12 protein-coding genes and 1 tRNA gene are annotated in these 13,318 nt (G+C 64.2%); 1 reads left to right on the top strand and 12 read right to left on the bottom strand.

Annotated elements, in window-relative coordinates; genetic code table 11:
• Window positions 1-4: 4 nt before the first annotated feature.
• Together CH283_RS21640 and CH283_RS21645 are read right to left on the bottom strand one after the other, a co-directional pair.
• Window positions 5-1,057: a CobW family GTP-binding protein gene (locus tag CH283_RS21640; protein ID WP_094642280.1), complete on the bottom strand. Its 1,053-nt coding sequence runs from the start codon at window positions 1,055-1,057 to the stop codon at window positions 5-7.
• Between the two features lie 11 nt (window positions 1,058-1,068).
• Complete coding sequence (locus CH283_RS21645) at window positions 1,069-2,136, bottom strand: N-acetylmuramoyl-L-alanine amidase (protein WP_255183288.1); 1,068 nt, start codon at window positions 2,134-2,136, stop codon at window positions 1,069-1,071.
• Window positions 2,137-2,665: 529 nt separating this feature from the next.
• On the opposite strand from CH283_RS21645, the gene CH283_RS21655 reads away from it, so the two are divergent.
• The gene (locus CH283_RS21655; RefSeq protein WP_037190211.1) at window positions 2,666-3,010 is read left to right on the top strand and encodes a histone-like nucleoid-structuring protein Lsr2; all 345 of its coding nucleotides are present in this window, start codon (window positions 2,666-2,668) and stop codon (window positions 3,008-3,010) included.
• 203 nt (window positions 3,011-3,213) lie between these two features.
• Here CH283_RS21655 and CH283_RS21660 read toward each other — a convergent pair.
• The 10 genes from CH283_RS21660 to CH283_RS21705 form a co-directional block, all read right to left on the bottom strand.
• Window positions 3,214-3,286 (bottom strand) — tRNA-Ala (locus tag CH283_RS21660).
• 126 nt (window positions 3,287-3,412) lie between these two features.
• Window positions 3,413-4,159, bottom strand: coding sequence for a DsbA family protein (locus tag CH283_RS21665; protein WP_176460492.1), 747 nt, complete (start codon window positions 4,157-4,159; stop codon window positions 3,413-3,415).
• Between the two features lie 25 nt (window positions 4,160-4,184).
• A complete protein-coding gene (locus tag CH283_RS21670) occupies window positions 4,185-5,342 on the bottom strand; it encodes an MFS transporter (RefSeq protein ID WP_094642463.1) in 1,158 nt (385 codons plus the stop codon).
• A 77-nt stretch (window positions 5,343-5,419) separates the two neighbouring features.
• A complete protein-coding gene (pgm, locus tag CH283_RS21675; RefSeq protein ID WP_068045877.1) occupies window positions 5,420-7,060 on the bottom strand; it encodes a phosphoglucomutase (alpha-D-glucose-1,6-bisphosphate-dependent) in 1,641 nt (546 codons plus the stop codon).
• 70 nt (window positions 7,061-7,130) lie between these two features.
• Window positions 7,131-7,862 (bottom strand): DUF1295 domain-containing protein, encoded by a 732-nt coding sequence (locus CH283_RS21680; RefSeq protein WP_373454784.1) that lies wholly within the window; start codon window positions 7,860-7,862, stop codon window positions 7,131-7,133.
• Between the two features lie 56 nt (window positions 7,863-7,918).
• Window positions 7,919-9,244 carry a class I SAM-dependent methyltransferase gene (locus CH283_RS21685; protein WP_094642282.1) on the bottom strand — a complete coding sequence of 442 codons (1,326 nt, stop codon included), beginning with the start codon at window positions 9,242-9,244 and terminating at the stop codon, window positions 7,919-7,921.
• Window positions 9,241-10,551 (bottom strand): SAM-dependent methyltransferase, encoded by a 1,311-nt coding sequence (locus tag CH283_RS21690; RefSeq protein WP_094642283.1) that lies wholly within the window; start codon window positions 10,549-10,551, stop codon window positions 9,241-9,243. Before CH283_RS21690 ends, CH283_RS21685 begins: the two co-directional genes overlap by 4 nt.
• Window positions 10,548-11,327, bottom strand: coding sequence for a DUF1365 domain-containing protein (locus tag CH283_RS21695; protein WP_068045885.1), 780 nt, complete (start codon window positions 11,325-11,327; stop codon window positions 10,548-10,550). The genes CH283_RS21690 and CH283_RS21695 overlap by 4 nt, the downstream gene beginning before the upstream one ends.
• Entirely contained in the window at window positions 11,318-12,589 is a 1,272-nt protein-coding gene (locus tag CH283_RS21700) for an NAD(P)/FAD-dependent oxidoreductase (RefSeq protein WP_176460493.1), read from the bottom strand. Before CH283_RS21700 ends, CH283_RS21695 begins: the two co-directional genes overlap by 10 nt.
• Window positions 12,586-13,245 (bottom strand): alpha/beta hydrolase family protein, encoded by a 660-nt coding sequence (locus CH283_RS21705; RefSeq protein WP_094642467.1) that lies wholly within the window; start codon window positions 13,243-13,245, stop codon window positions 12,586-12,588. The genes CH283_RS21700 and CH283_RS21705 overlap by 4 nt, the downstream gene beginning before the upstream one ends.
• Window positions 13,246-13,318: the final 73 nt, after the last annotated feature.

Raw genomic sequence — 13,318 nt, forward strand, 5'->3', positions numbered from 1 at the left:
GGAACTAGCCGCTCTCGAGGTAGCGATGGACCGGAAGCATCGCGGAGGCGTCGGCGGCGTCGTCCGGTCCTCGCACACAGGCACGCAACCGCTGCTCGACGAACGACGCATCGAGTTCGGTACCGATCAGCACCAGTGAGGTCTGCTCGGGCTCGCCTCGGGCCCACGACGCAGCCTCGAATCGAATGTGTCGGCCCACCGTGTGCACGACGAACTTCTGCGGGTAGCCGGCGATGCCGAAATGCACGAATCCCTTGATGCGATAGAGGTTCCCGGAAGGATTCTCCAGGAACTCGATCAACCGACGCGGTTCGACGGGCTCCGCCGTGACGAATTCGGTGTGTGAGTACTGCGCGTGCAGGTGTCGGTCGTGCTCGTGGTCATGGTCATGGTCATGATTCTCTCGGAGTAGTTCGTCGAACGACAGCTGCACCGCCATTGCCGAATTCACCGAGTGATCCTCGCGTCTGTCGAACAGCAGCAGCGGGTCGACGCGACCGAAGGCCACGGGTACGACGGGCACGTCTCCTACGACCGACTGCACCGTCGACACCACCGCGGAGCGTTCGGACTCGGTCACCCCGTCGGACTTGTTCAACACCACCAGGTCGGCCAATCGCAGGTGCTGGTCGATCTCGGGATGCCGCACGCGGGTCTGCGGGAATTCCACGGCGTCGACGACCCCGACGAGCCCGCCGTAGACGATGAATTCGTTCTCGCTGCCCCGGACCATTCTGATGAGATTGCGGGGTTCGGCCAAGCCGCTGGCCTCCACCACGATCACGTCGATGGCGGACCGACGGTGTGCGAGGGCGTCGAACATCGCGTCCATGTCGCTGATGTCGACGGCGCAACAGATGCATCCGTTGCCGAGCGAGACCATCGAATCGACCTGGCCGGCCACGAGCATCGAGTCGATGTTGATCGCCCCGAAGTCGTTGACCACAACACCTATTCGGATACCGGAATCATTGCGTAACAGGTGGTTCAGCAGGGTGGTCTTGCCTGCGCCGAGAAAGCCCGCAACTATCACCACCGGAATTCGTCGACGCGCCACGGCGTCCGAGACTACCGGTCGGCGAGAATCTGCTTCAGCAGGCCTCGAGCGAACGTCGACACACTGCTCACGTTGTCCGGGGTCGCGAGTGCTTCCAGGCCGTCGACGCCCAAGGCATTCACGTACGGGGACACGCTCTCGAGCAACCTGGACAACGCGCTGCGCCCCTCGTCCGCGGGGCCTGCGCCGCTGGGTGCTGCCGTAGACGCGGCGGTGTCGGTGGTGGCAGTCGCGGCGGGGGCAGCCGCAGGGGTGGTCGCGGCGTCCGTTGGGGTCGAGGGGGTTTCGGCCCCGAGGAGGTAGTCGATGATCCCCGTCGAGATGGCGATCGCATGCTCGAGCTGACCGTCCGAGCTCTCCAGCAGCGCTGCGTCGTCGGGGTTGGATCCGTTGCCCATCTCCACGAACACCAGAGGCACCGTGGTCAGCGCAGGACCGGCGACATCGGATCGCTCCTGTATTCCGTTCTCGACCCCCGCGTAGTTCGCGGGCTCGAAGCCTGCGCGCACGTAGGAGTCTCGCATCAGCGTCGACGCCGAACGTCCCCCCTGGGACTGGGCAGCGTCGGCAGCGGCGCTCGGAATCGGCAGAGTGGGCACGATCAGATGGAACCCGTGCCTGTCGGTGTCGGTCGTCGTACTCGTGGAGTCCGCATGGATACTCACGGCCACGTCGGCCCCGGACTCACTGGCTGCCTTCGCCCTGTCGTCGACGCATCCGCCCCAGCCGGTGTCGTCTGCTCGACTCGTCTTCACCGTCGCACCCAGACTCTCCAGGCTCGATCGGACGAGCTCGCTGACTTTCCAGTTGATCGTGTGCTCGGGCACGCCGTCCACTGTGGTCATGCCGGTGGTCTGGCAATCCTTGGTGCCGCCTCGTCCGTCGTTCACCTGCCGCTGCAGATTCTCCGAGTGTGCGGTGCCCTGGTGACCCGGATCGAGGAACACTGTCTTCCCCGACAACTCCGTGCCTGCGGCGGGTGCCGTGCCGGCCGGTGCTGCCATGGCAGGCGCGGACACGAGCACCCCGGCACCGAGAATCCCGACGCACATCAGCGCCGTCACTACCGATCTGGTCATCGGTGCAGATTTCATAGCGTCTGGCACAACGGTGGAACTCGCTGCGCAACTCCCCTCTCGACCCCTCGGACACCGCTGATCCGAGCGGGTCACCGCACCGCGGGGCACCACACGTCACAACAGACACTTGCGCCTCAAGTGAAGCAGATATTGCCGTCGACGCGTCTCGGGTGGTCTTTCGTTAGTGAAACGATTGCGTTTCGTGACCGATTCGTTGCCGGATACATCGAAGCCGAGCGGCACCAACCGATCGCATTCGATCGAACCCGAACCGACCCGAGGATGGCACTACGTATTCAAACCGGACAGTTCGTCTTTCTCACGGATAACGATGAACAGGATCGCCGAGACAATGCTTCTCACAATCACCTCGTCGGTTTCACGAGGTGTCGAGGTGATTGTGAGAATTCTGCGAATCGAGTAACAATCCCCCGACCCGCATGGATAAAGACATTGTTCAGCCGTATAGTCGCTTCAGTTCGATCTGGACATCCCCGCATCATCCCCTGCATCATTGGAGAGCTTCAGCATGGCCAGAAAAGTCTATGTGCAACTAGTCGACGACATCGACGAAAAACCGATCGAATCCGGTGGCGAACACATAACCTATTCGGTCAACGGAGTCAGCTACGAAATCGACCTGAGCGACAAGAACGCGAAGGAATTTCACCGCAAGCTCGACTATTACATCGAGCACTCGACCAAGGTCGGTGGAAAGCGAACGAAGAAGTCGAGCACCCCGGCAACCGGTGCCAAGCGCGACGCCAATCAGACCAAAGCCATCAGAGAGTGGGCAAAGGCGAACGGCCACAACATCTCGGCGCGAGGCAGAATCCCCGCCGAGGTCGAGCAGGCATTCGACGCCGCTCACTGAACCACCACAGCCGAATCGGGCTCCGGTCCGACACTCGAAAGCCGATCCGGCGGTCTCGACACCGAAACACGAAAAAAGCGTCGCCCGAGGGCGACGCTTTTTTCATTGACCATCTTGGTGAAGCTTGTTACTCGGTGAAGCTTGCTTCTCGGTGGAGCTTGCTTCTCGGTGGAGCTTGCTTCTCGGTGGAGCTTGCTTCTCGGTGGAGCTAAGGGGACTCGAACCCCTGACCCCCACACTGCCAGTGTGGTGCGCTACCAGCTGCGCCATAGCCCCGAGTTACTGCGTGCTCCCGCTCATGCGGTTGCTCGAACGAAGTTACACCATCGGTCGCAGCAGCAACAAATCACCTGGTGCGACCGGTACCGAAACCTCCACGACCGATCGCACCGACGCCCGAGATCAGTTGATCGACGCAAGCCATTCCGAGTCACCGAGCGCATCGACAACCTGACCGTCCACGAGGACCCCCGGCGTTCCCCGGGCACCCGACGCCGCCAGTGCGTCCCGTCCGGTGTTCGCATCCGCTACTGCTGCATCGCGCTGCGCACCGCTGGTGATGCACTCCGTTGCCAGCTCGCTCGCTCCCGCTGATCCGGCGAGTCCGGCGAGTTCGGCATCGGTTCGGTCGGAGTCACCGCCTTCTTCGGGGCGGAATTCCGGGTCGAACAACCCGGCGTGAAATGCCGAGTAGACCCGCGCGTTCTCGGTCGCTGCCACGCAGTGCGACGCCGCGACGGCACGCGTCGAATAGTCACCGGACGCCGACTGTGGATCCAGGAAATTGACCAGGTGGTAATTCACCGAGACGACACCGTCGTCGATTTTCTGAGCCAACTCCTGGCCGTGTTTCACTTCGAGGTCGCCGCAGAACGGGCACATCGGATCCTCGAAGACATCGATGACCCGCTGCGCTCCAGGACGCGACAGCTGCACCACACCGTCACCCGGCAACGACAATTCGACCGCCGGATTCTTGACCGGTCCGTAGCCGTCGTTGCGGGGAGCGTCGCTTCCGCTCTGCCACATGATCGCCACCACGATGACGATCACCACTACGACGAATGCGATGCCGCCCAATACGTACGTCATCGTGTTGGAGGTTGCCTCGGGTGTGTGTTTCGTACTCGATATCTTCTTCTGGCTCACACAGCGAATACTACGGTTGCGTGTGTCAGGTGCGCTCGCGCCCGAGCGTGTCCGGAACTCGCGACCACCAGAGTCCGGCCAGGAGAAGCAGCGCTCCTGTCACCGCGAAAGCCGGACCGAACGAGACCTGCTCGACGATCATCCCGGCCACGATCGGGCCGATGACCGCACCGACATCGGAGGCCATCTGGAATGCAGCCAGCACGGGCCCTCCGCGCGCCTTCGATCCGATCACGTCGGCAACCGAGGCCTGCTGGGCGGGGCTCATCAGTCCCGATCCGATTCCGGCGATCAACGACACCACGAGAAACAGCACGGGATCGTGCACGTACCCCATCACGACGGTTCCCAGGCCGCACACCGCCAACCCACCCACCATGAACGGCTTGCGACCGCGCACATCGGACAGGCGACCGGCAGTGGTGAGCACCAGCGCATTTCCCACTGCGAACACGGTCAGCGCGATACCGACGAACACCTCGGATCGCTGCATCGCCTCGACCACGAACAACGGCACCAAGGCCACCCGGACACCGAACACTGCCCACCCGTTGGCGAAATTCGACGCCAGCGCGGCTTGATACGACGGAATCCGCAGGGCGGCGAGCAACGACATCGTGGGCGGTGCCGAGCCCTTCTCGGGCTTGACGAGGTCGGAATTGCCCAGGGTGAAATACACGACGGCCGCGGCGATCACGAGAGCCACGGCGTAGATGACGAACGGCACCCGCAGACCGAATCCGACGAGCGCGCCGCCGACGAGTGGACCGCCGATGGTTCCCAACAGGAAGGCGGTCGCATACAGGCCGGAGATGCGGCCACGACTGGTCGGAGGACTGATCCTGATCAGCAGTCCCAATGCCGACACCGAGAACATCGTCGAGCCGATGCCGCCGAGTCCGCGAAAGAGCAGCAGCTGCCAGTACGTCTGGGCCAGAGCGCACGCACCGGTGGACACCGCAACGATCAGCAGTCCGATCAGGTACACGGGCCGCTCGCCGAGCCGCTGCACCAGAGCGCCACTGGCAGGTGCGAACAGCAACCGCATGAGGGCGAATGCACTGATGACCGCCGACGCCGCGGTGTAGCCGACGCCGAATTCCCGGGCGAACTGTGGCAGAGCGGGCGCGACGATGCCGAATCCCAGCGCGATGACGAACGCCGCCGATACCAGAACCCAGATCTCCGGCGGGAGCTTGCCTCCGGGTTGGAACGCCGGCTCGGGCGTCGAACTGTCGTGATCGGGTGGAGGTGAGTCGGTCACGAGCTCTCGAGTGCGGACGACACCAGTTCACGTGCTGCGGCTTGAACCCGGGCCAGATGCTCCTCGCCCTGGAACGACTCCGCGTAGATCTTGTACACGTCCTCGGTTCCGGACGGGCGCGCAGCGAACCAGGCGCTCTCCGTCGTCACCTTCAGTCCACCGAGGGCAGCTCCGTTACCCGGCGCCTCGGTCAGCGTGGCTGTGATCGGTTCCCCGGCAAGCTCGGTGGCGGTGATCTGGCTCGGTGAGAGCTTGGTGAGAACGGCCTTCTGCTCGCGGGTGGCCGGAGCGTCGACGCGGGCATACGTCGGATTGCCGAACTTCGCGGTGAACTCGCCGTAGCGCTGAGACGGCGTGGACCCGGTGACGGCGGTGATCTCGGACGCCAGCAGCGCGAGGATGATGCCGTCCTTGTCGGTGGTCCAGACTCGGCCGTTGCGTCGGAGGAACGACGCGCCTGCGCTTTCCTCGCCGCCGAAACCGAGCTCACCGGCAAGCAGACCTGGAACGAACCACTTGAACCCGACCGGCACCTCGAGGAGTCGACGACCGAGACCTCCGACGACCCGGTCGATCATCGACGAGCTCACCAACGTCTTGCCCACTGCCGCCGTGGGTGACCAATCGGGTCGGTGCGTGAACAGGTAGTCGATGGCGACGGCGAGGAAGTGGTTGGGATTCATCAGGCCACCGTCGGGAGTGACGATGCCGTGCCGATCGGAGTCGGCGTCGTTTCCCGTCGAGATGTCGAAGCGATCGCGGGCAGCGATGAGCGACGCCATCGCGTTCGGCGACGAGCAATCCATCCTGATCTTGCCGTCGGTGTCGAGAGTCATGAAGCGGAATGTGCCGTCCACCAACGGGTTCACCACGGTCAGGTCCAGATTGTGCCGCTCGGCGATGGCATCCCAGTAATCGACACTCGCACCGCCCAACGGATCTGCTCCGATGCGCACCCCGACCGCACGAACAGCGTCGAGATCCAGCACGTTCGGCAGGTCGTCGACGTAGGTGCCGAGGAAGTCGTAGCGCGAGACGCTGCCCGCGAACGCCTGCGCGAGAGTCACCCGCTTGATACCCGAAATGCCATCGCGCAGAAGCTCGTTCGCACGAGCGGCAATGACCGACGTGGCATCACTGTCGGCCGGACCGCCGTGCGGAGGGTTGTACTTGAAGCCGCCGTCCCGGGGCGGGTTGTGCGACGGCGTCACCACGATGCCGTCGGCCTTCGCCGACGGGCCGGATTCGTTGTACCGAAGGATGGCGTGACTGACGGCGGGAGTCGGCGTGTATCGGTCCCCCGAATCGACCAGGACGTCGACGTCGTTGGCTGCCAACACTTCCAGAGCCGTCGTCCAGGCGGGTTCGGACAACGCGTGGGTGTCCCGGCCGATGAACAACGGCCCGGTGATGCCTTGTGCCGCGCGGTACTCCACGATCGCCTGCGTCGTCGCCACGATGTGTGCCTCGTTGAACGCCGAATCCAAGCTGGACCCTCGATGTCCCGATGTGCCGAACACCACCTGCTGACTGGGTTCCGACACGTCGGGAACCCGCGAGTAGTACGCCGTCACGAGCTGCGAAAGATCGACCAGATCCTCCGGCAGTGCAGTGGTTCCAGCTCTCTCGTGCGCCACGATGCGCCTCCTCGTTGATCGACGAACCGAAATCCTCAACCAACCCTAGCGCCGCTGCCCCACCCGCGAGCTACTTGCCGGCTCGTTTCGGCGGCCGTGGGAGGAAATAGCTGGTCCGCTGCTGGTATTCGCGATACCCCGGACGCTTTTCCATGCTGCGCTCGAGCAACCGCGCACCGGTGGCGAACACCAGGAAGTACGTCATCGCGATGGGCGACAGAAACGTGAACACTCCGGGCCACGCCGACGCCGAGACGAGAAACAGTCCCCACCAGACCGCCGAATCGCCGAAGTAGTTGGGGTGCCGCGTCCACGACCACAGACCACGATCCATGATCTTGCCCTTGTTCGACGCGTCGGCCTTGAAGGCCGTCAACTGCGCATCGCCCACTGCCTCGAACGTCCATCCGAGAATCCACACCAGTACACCGAGTACGACCACCGGCAGAACGGATCCGTGGGCGACCGCTGATACCTGCAGCGGCAGGGACACGAACCACAATGCAATCGCCTGCGTCAGGTAGATCTTCCGCAGCGCGTACAGGGTTTCGTTACCGGTGGCCTTGGCGAGCAGTTCGGTGTAGCGCGGATCCTCACCGTGCCCGCGCGAGCGCCGAAAGACGTGCACTGCAAGTCGAAGTCCCCACACAGCGACGAGGACGAGCAGAAGTATTCGACGCCACAGTTCGCCTGTTCCGGTCGCAGCCGAGATCAGCGCGATCAGAACGAACCCGCCGCCCCACGTCACGTCCACGACGTTGTGGCGTCCGATGCGCGCGCCGATGAGGGCGGTGACGATCATCAGAAGGGCGGTGCCGCCGAGGCTCGCCAGCGATACGGTGAGGAAATCTGACCAGTTCACCGTGGGCACACCCACACCGGCCGCACCGGTTCCATGTCGGACGGTCCGTTCTCGGACCGAACCGCCAGAATCTGGTCGACGCCCATCCGGTTGTCCCGGAACGCCATTCCGCCGCCGATCAGGTACAGCCGCCACACGCGAGCGACCTCTTCCCCGACCATCGCCACCACATCTTCGAAGCGCGCCTCGAAGCGTTCCGTCCAGACGTCGACGGTCCGCACGTAGTGCTCCCGAAGGGCGTGGACGTCGCGAACCTCCAGTCCTGCCTCCTCGATCATCGCGACGGTCCGCCCAACCGGGCGCATGTACATGTCCGGCGCTATGAACGATTCGATGAATGCTCCGCCGCCGGGGTTGTCCCCTTCTCTTCGCGACATCTGCTGAATCAGCACGCGTCCACCCGGCTTGACGTTCGAGTGCAGTGCGGCGGTGTAGGTGGGGTAATTGGCCTCCCCCACATGCTCACCCATCTCGATCGACGCCACCGCGTCGAAGGGCCCGTCCGGAATCTCTCGATAGTCCTGAATTCGAATCTCGACGTTGTCCTGCAGTCCTCGGTCGGCGATTCGCGTGTCGATGAAGGCTTTCTGTTCGCGCGAGATGGTCACTCCGACGACCTGCGCTCCGTACTCCTGAGCGGCGTGCAGGCTCAGGGACCCCCAGCCGCAGCCGACGTCGAGAAAGCGTTGCCCTGCACGCTTGTCGAGGCCGATCTTTCGACAGACGAGGTCGAGTTTGTCGCGCTGGGCATCGTCGAGGGTGTACTCCGGCGAATCCGAGGTCCAGTAGGCCGACGAGTACGCCATATGCGAATCGAGCACCAATTCGTAGAAGTCGTTCGACAGGTCGTAATGGTGGCTGATCGCAGCGCGGTCACGGAGCATCGAATGCAACCGACCCTTCACCGAGGCCTGCGACACGGGCGGAGGTAGTGGGCGACCGAACACTCCGAGGTCCTTGGCCAGTTTCGCCAACCGCACCAGCGACGCCGGCCCCGGTCGGATCGCCGACAGTCGGCGCGCACGCACCACTCCCCAGACGTGATCCAGGGCCGCGGCGAGATCACCGTCGACGTCCAGCTCCCCGGTGACAAATGCCTGCGCAGCGCCGAGTTCGCCCGGGCTCCACAGCAATCGACGAAGGGCGCTCGGGCTCCGCAACAGCACTCGCGGTGCCGACGCATCTCCTGCAACGGATCCGTCCCACGCCTGCAGCCGAACGGGAAGCGGACCACCCACCAGGGGTTCGATCAATTCGGCAATCCGATGTGCAACACCGACACTGCGATCGGTCCGGTCCACGGAAAGTGTCGAGGCGGTCATCGGTTGTCCCTTCGGTCGAGCACGATCTGCTGAACATCGAGGTACCCGGATCGAAATCCGGCCTCCGAGTAGCACAGGTAGAAGTGCCACATTCGCGCGAACACCTCGTCGAAACCGAGCTCCTCGGCCTCGCTGCGGTATTCACGGAAACGCCTGTCCCACTGAGCGAGGGTGCGCGCGTAGTGATCGCCCATCGACAGACGCTCGCGAACCCTGAGCGAGGTGCTCTGCTCGGTCACCTCCTCGATGGCCCGCACGGACGGCAGGAACCCGCCGGGAAATATGTACTTGTGTACCCAGGTGTACGTGTTTCGGGTGGCCAGCATTCGGTCGTGCGGCATCGTGATGGCCTGAAGAGCAACCCGCCCACCCGGCGCGAGCAGCGCGTCGATCGTCTCGAAGTACGTCGCCCAGTACTGATGCCCGACGGCCTCGATCATCTCGACCGACACGATCGCGTCGTACTCGCCGTCGACGAGCCGGTAGTCCAGTAGGTCGATCTGGACCCGTTCACCGTATCCTGCTGCGGCACATCGTTTCTGTGCCAATTCCTGTTGCTCGACCGACAAGGTCACCGAGCGAACGATTGCTCCTCGCGCAGCCGCGCGGATGGCCAGTTCGCCCCACCCGGTGCCGATCTCGAGCACCCTGGTTCCCTCGCCGACGCCCGCCCGGTCGAGTAGCCGGTCGATCTTCCGGCGCTGAGCATCGGCGAGTTCTTCGCTGTCGTCGCTTCCCGATGCGGCGAACAACGCACTCGAGTAGGTCATCGTCTCGTCGAGGAAGAGCTCGAAGAGGTCGTTCGACAGGTCGTAGTGGCGCGAGATGTTCGATCGCGTGTTCGTGGTCGTATTCCGCTCGCTCCGTGGAGGTTTGGGGACATAGATCCCTCGGAGGCGCTGCAGGGACTTCGGAATCAGGGACGCCATGCGCCGGGCGAAGACCTCGAGCACAGCAGTGAGGTCCTCGGCCTCCCAGTCTCCGGCCATGTATGCCTCACCGAATCCGATGAGTCCGCTGTCGCCGACCCGTACTGCGAAGTCGTGTGGTCGACGGACGGTCATCAACGGTGCATCGGCCGAGCCTGCCCCGATCACCTCACCGTCGGGCATCGCGACCCGAACCTGCAATCGCGCGACCGCGCGGCGAAAGAGGAAATCGGCGACGGGTGCGGCAGCCGCAACCTTGGCGCCACCGGGGACATGGGCGATCTGAGGCCACACCCGTGGATCCACCGATGGACGCGGACCGACGGCGGAAGCACCGTACGGGTTCGACACAGAATCGGCCTTCGACACAGAAGTCATCTGCGGGCCCCTTCCTTCTGGAATTCTCGCGCCCCGGGAGGGGCAGGTTTCTGCACGATCTTCAGACCCCGAGCCCAGAGCCGAATGCCCTGCCAGCGGATCTGTATCACCACACGCAGCGGCGCACAGGGGATCTCGAGTGCGGTGCGAAGAATCGACCGCGTCGTCACCTCTCGTCGACGGCCGTCCACGGTCGCCACGAACGGCGGCTGACCGGGCCGCTCGAGGACGATCGACAGCCGGAGTGCCGCGTCCGGCTCGGGTAGCCGCATGGAGTATTCGCCGTCGACGTCGTTGAACGGCGAGACGTAGAACTCCTTGGAGGTGCGGGCCGCGCCGCGATGGTCGGTGTGCAGCAGATACCGGTATCGCTCGCCGTAGGTGTTATGGACCTCCGCCACCACGCAGCGGAGGTCTCCGTCGCGATCGTGACACCAGTACACACTCAGTGGGTTGAACGTGTGCCCGAACACCCGCGCGCTGGCCAACATCGTGATCCGTCCGCCGCCCAGGTCGATACCGTTCTCCGCCAGGAACCCGTCGACGTTCTCTCGAATGGTGGCGTCGGGGTCACCGAGATGGTCACGGGCGTCGAACGAGGCCAGCGGCCGCAGCATCCGGGGCAATTCGGGGAGTGCGTCGAGGTCGACGAGCCAGCTGTAGCTCTTGTACGAGAACGTGTTTCGGATCGGCGCGCGTCGAACGTGGTCGATTCGAGTGCGATACAACGCCGCCCCGTGTGCGCGGGTGCTCGGCAGAACGGATGTCAGAGCCACGTGGCCCCCACCCGTTGTGCGGCGCGCGCTCCCGACAACGCACCGTCCTCGTGGAATCCCCAGCCGTGGTACGCACCGGCGAAGGCGACTGTGTCGGTATCCAATTCAGGAAGTCGACGCTGCGCTGCAACCGATTCGGGGGTGTATTGCGGGTGTTCGTAGGTCATCTCGTCGAGTACCGCATTCGGGTCGATGCGATCCGCTCCGCCGAGGGTGACCAGCATCCTGCGATCGGTGTCGCCCAGACGCTGCAACCTGGTCAGGTCGTAGCTGACGAGCACCCGGTCGGGTTTGGCGGCGCAGGACGGCAGGTGGTAGTTCCACGACGCCCGAGCCCTCGCGTTCTTCGGCAACACCGACGAGTCGGTGTGCAGTTGCGTGTGATTGGTCGAGTACGGCATCGCGCCCAGGATGCTGTGCTCGAGAGCCGTCGGTTCTGCGAGCATCTTCAGCGCGGCACCGGGATGCACGGCGATCACGGCCGCGTCGAACGTGCGCAGGCGGTCGTGGCCGTCACGGATCTCCACGGAGTCCTCGGACCTGTACACCGCGCGCACCGGGGTATCGAGCATCACCTCGTCGATGTGCTTCGCAACCCGGCGAACGTATTCGATGGACCCGCCGGTGACGGTGCGCCAGGTGGGAGATCCTGTGACGGTGAGCATTCCGTGGTGGCGGAGAAAAGTGAACAGGTAGCGAGCCGGGTAGGCGAGAGCAGTGTCCGGATCGCACGACCACACCGCAGACACCAACGGCGTCATGAAGTGGGATTCGAAGTACGCGGAGAACGAATGATCTGCGAGGAACTGCGCGAGGGTCGTCTCGGACTCCAGCGTTTCGGCACTGTCCAGCAGTTCGTTGGCCAGGCGATGAAAACGCTTGACATCGAGCAACATCGAGACGAATCGTGGCTTGAACATCGCGGTGCGCTGCGCGAGGATCCCGCGCATGCCCTGGCCGCCCGAGTACTCGAGTCCGCACCCGTCGCAGCGCACGGACATGCTCATGTCCGAGTCCTGCGTCGGCACGTTCAGTTCGTCGAACAGGCGCAGCAGAGTCGGATAGGTCCGGTCGTTGTGCACGATGAACCCGGTGTCGACGCCGACAGGACCGTCGGGGCCGTCCACGTAATGGGTGTCCGCGTGCCCACCGAGCCGAGAGTCCGCCTCGTACAACGTCACCGACGAGTTCTTCGACAGCGCATATGCGGCCGTCAGTCCGGCGATACCGCTCCCGACCACCGCGATGCGACGGCGCGTCACGACGGTGTGCCCATGCAGTCGGCCCGCGCATCGTCGGCGATACCGAGAACGAAGTCACGCGTCGCCCGCGACCAGACCCGCGGATTGCGCAGCATGAAGTGCCCACCCGGAACGGAGAGATAGCGGGCGTCCGCCCCTCGGGATGCTGCTCGCTCGGTCGCCCGGCGCGAGGTTCGAGGATCGGTCCACTTGTCGGCCGTCCCGTGTACGACGAGCAACGCATGCTGCAAGCCGAATCCGTCGGCCTCCGTACCCTCCGGCCACCACGGAGCCAGCGCGACGACACCCACGACAAAAGGGTCGTCGATCAGAGCAGCAGCAGTGCGGCCACCCATCGAATGGCCGACTACCACCACATGAACGTCGGGGTACTCGGCGTGTATGCGATCGAGCGCCCACCGCGCATCCTCGACCGGAGACCGCTGGGGGGCGTTCCAACCACGAAACCGATACTGCAGCTGTTGGACCGAAATGCCGCGTGCCCGGCCCGCGCGACGAAGCATCCAGGTGAACGGCCACATGCGCAGACCGGCCAGGTGCCACGGCCTACTGCGCGCCCGGCTCACGTCCTTGCCGCCGCCGAGGACCAACACGACCAGTGCAGGCTCGGAGACTCTTTTCCCGGTCCGCAGAACTGGAGTCGGCTCGTTGCTCATGACCACTATTCGGCACTGCGGCCGCTTCGGGTGGGATGGGTCGAGTCGAGTCGATTGTGACCTGGCCGACAGA

Source organism: Rhodococcus sp. 05-2254-2, from assembly GCF_002259095.1.
Taxonomy (GTDB): Bacteria; Actinomycetota; Actinomycetes; order Mycobacteriales; family Mycobacteriaceae; genus Rhodococcoides.

Excerpts from the sequence above, each read along its gene's own strand:
- CH283_RS21645 (WP_255183288.1), bottom strand. The coding sequence starts at position 2,136 with ATGACCAGATCGGTAGTGACGGCGCTGATGTGCGTCGGGATTCTCGGT.
- CH283_RS21655 (WP_037190211.1), top strand. The coding sequence starts at position 2,666 with ATGGCCAGAAAAGTCTATGTGCAACTAGTCGACGACATCGACGAAAAA.
- CH283_RS21680 (WP_373454784.1), bottom strand. The coding sequence starts at position 7,862 with ATGATCGTCACCGCCCTCATCGGCGCGCGCATCGGACGCCACAACGTC.
- CH283_RS21685 (WP_094642282.1), bottom strand. The coding sequence starts at position 9,244 with ATGACCGCCTCGACACTTTCCGTGGACCGGACCGATCGCAGTGTCGGT.
- CH283_RS21690 (WP_094642283.1), bottom strand. The coding sequence starts at position 10,551 with ATGACTTCTGTGTCGAAGGCCGATTCTGTGTCGAACCCGTACGGTGCT.
- CH283_RS21705 (WP_094642467.1), bottom strand. The coding sequence starts at position 13,245 with ATGAGCAACGAGCCGACTCCAGTTCTGCGGACCGGGAAAAGAGTCTCC.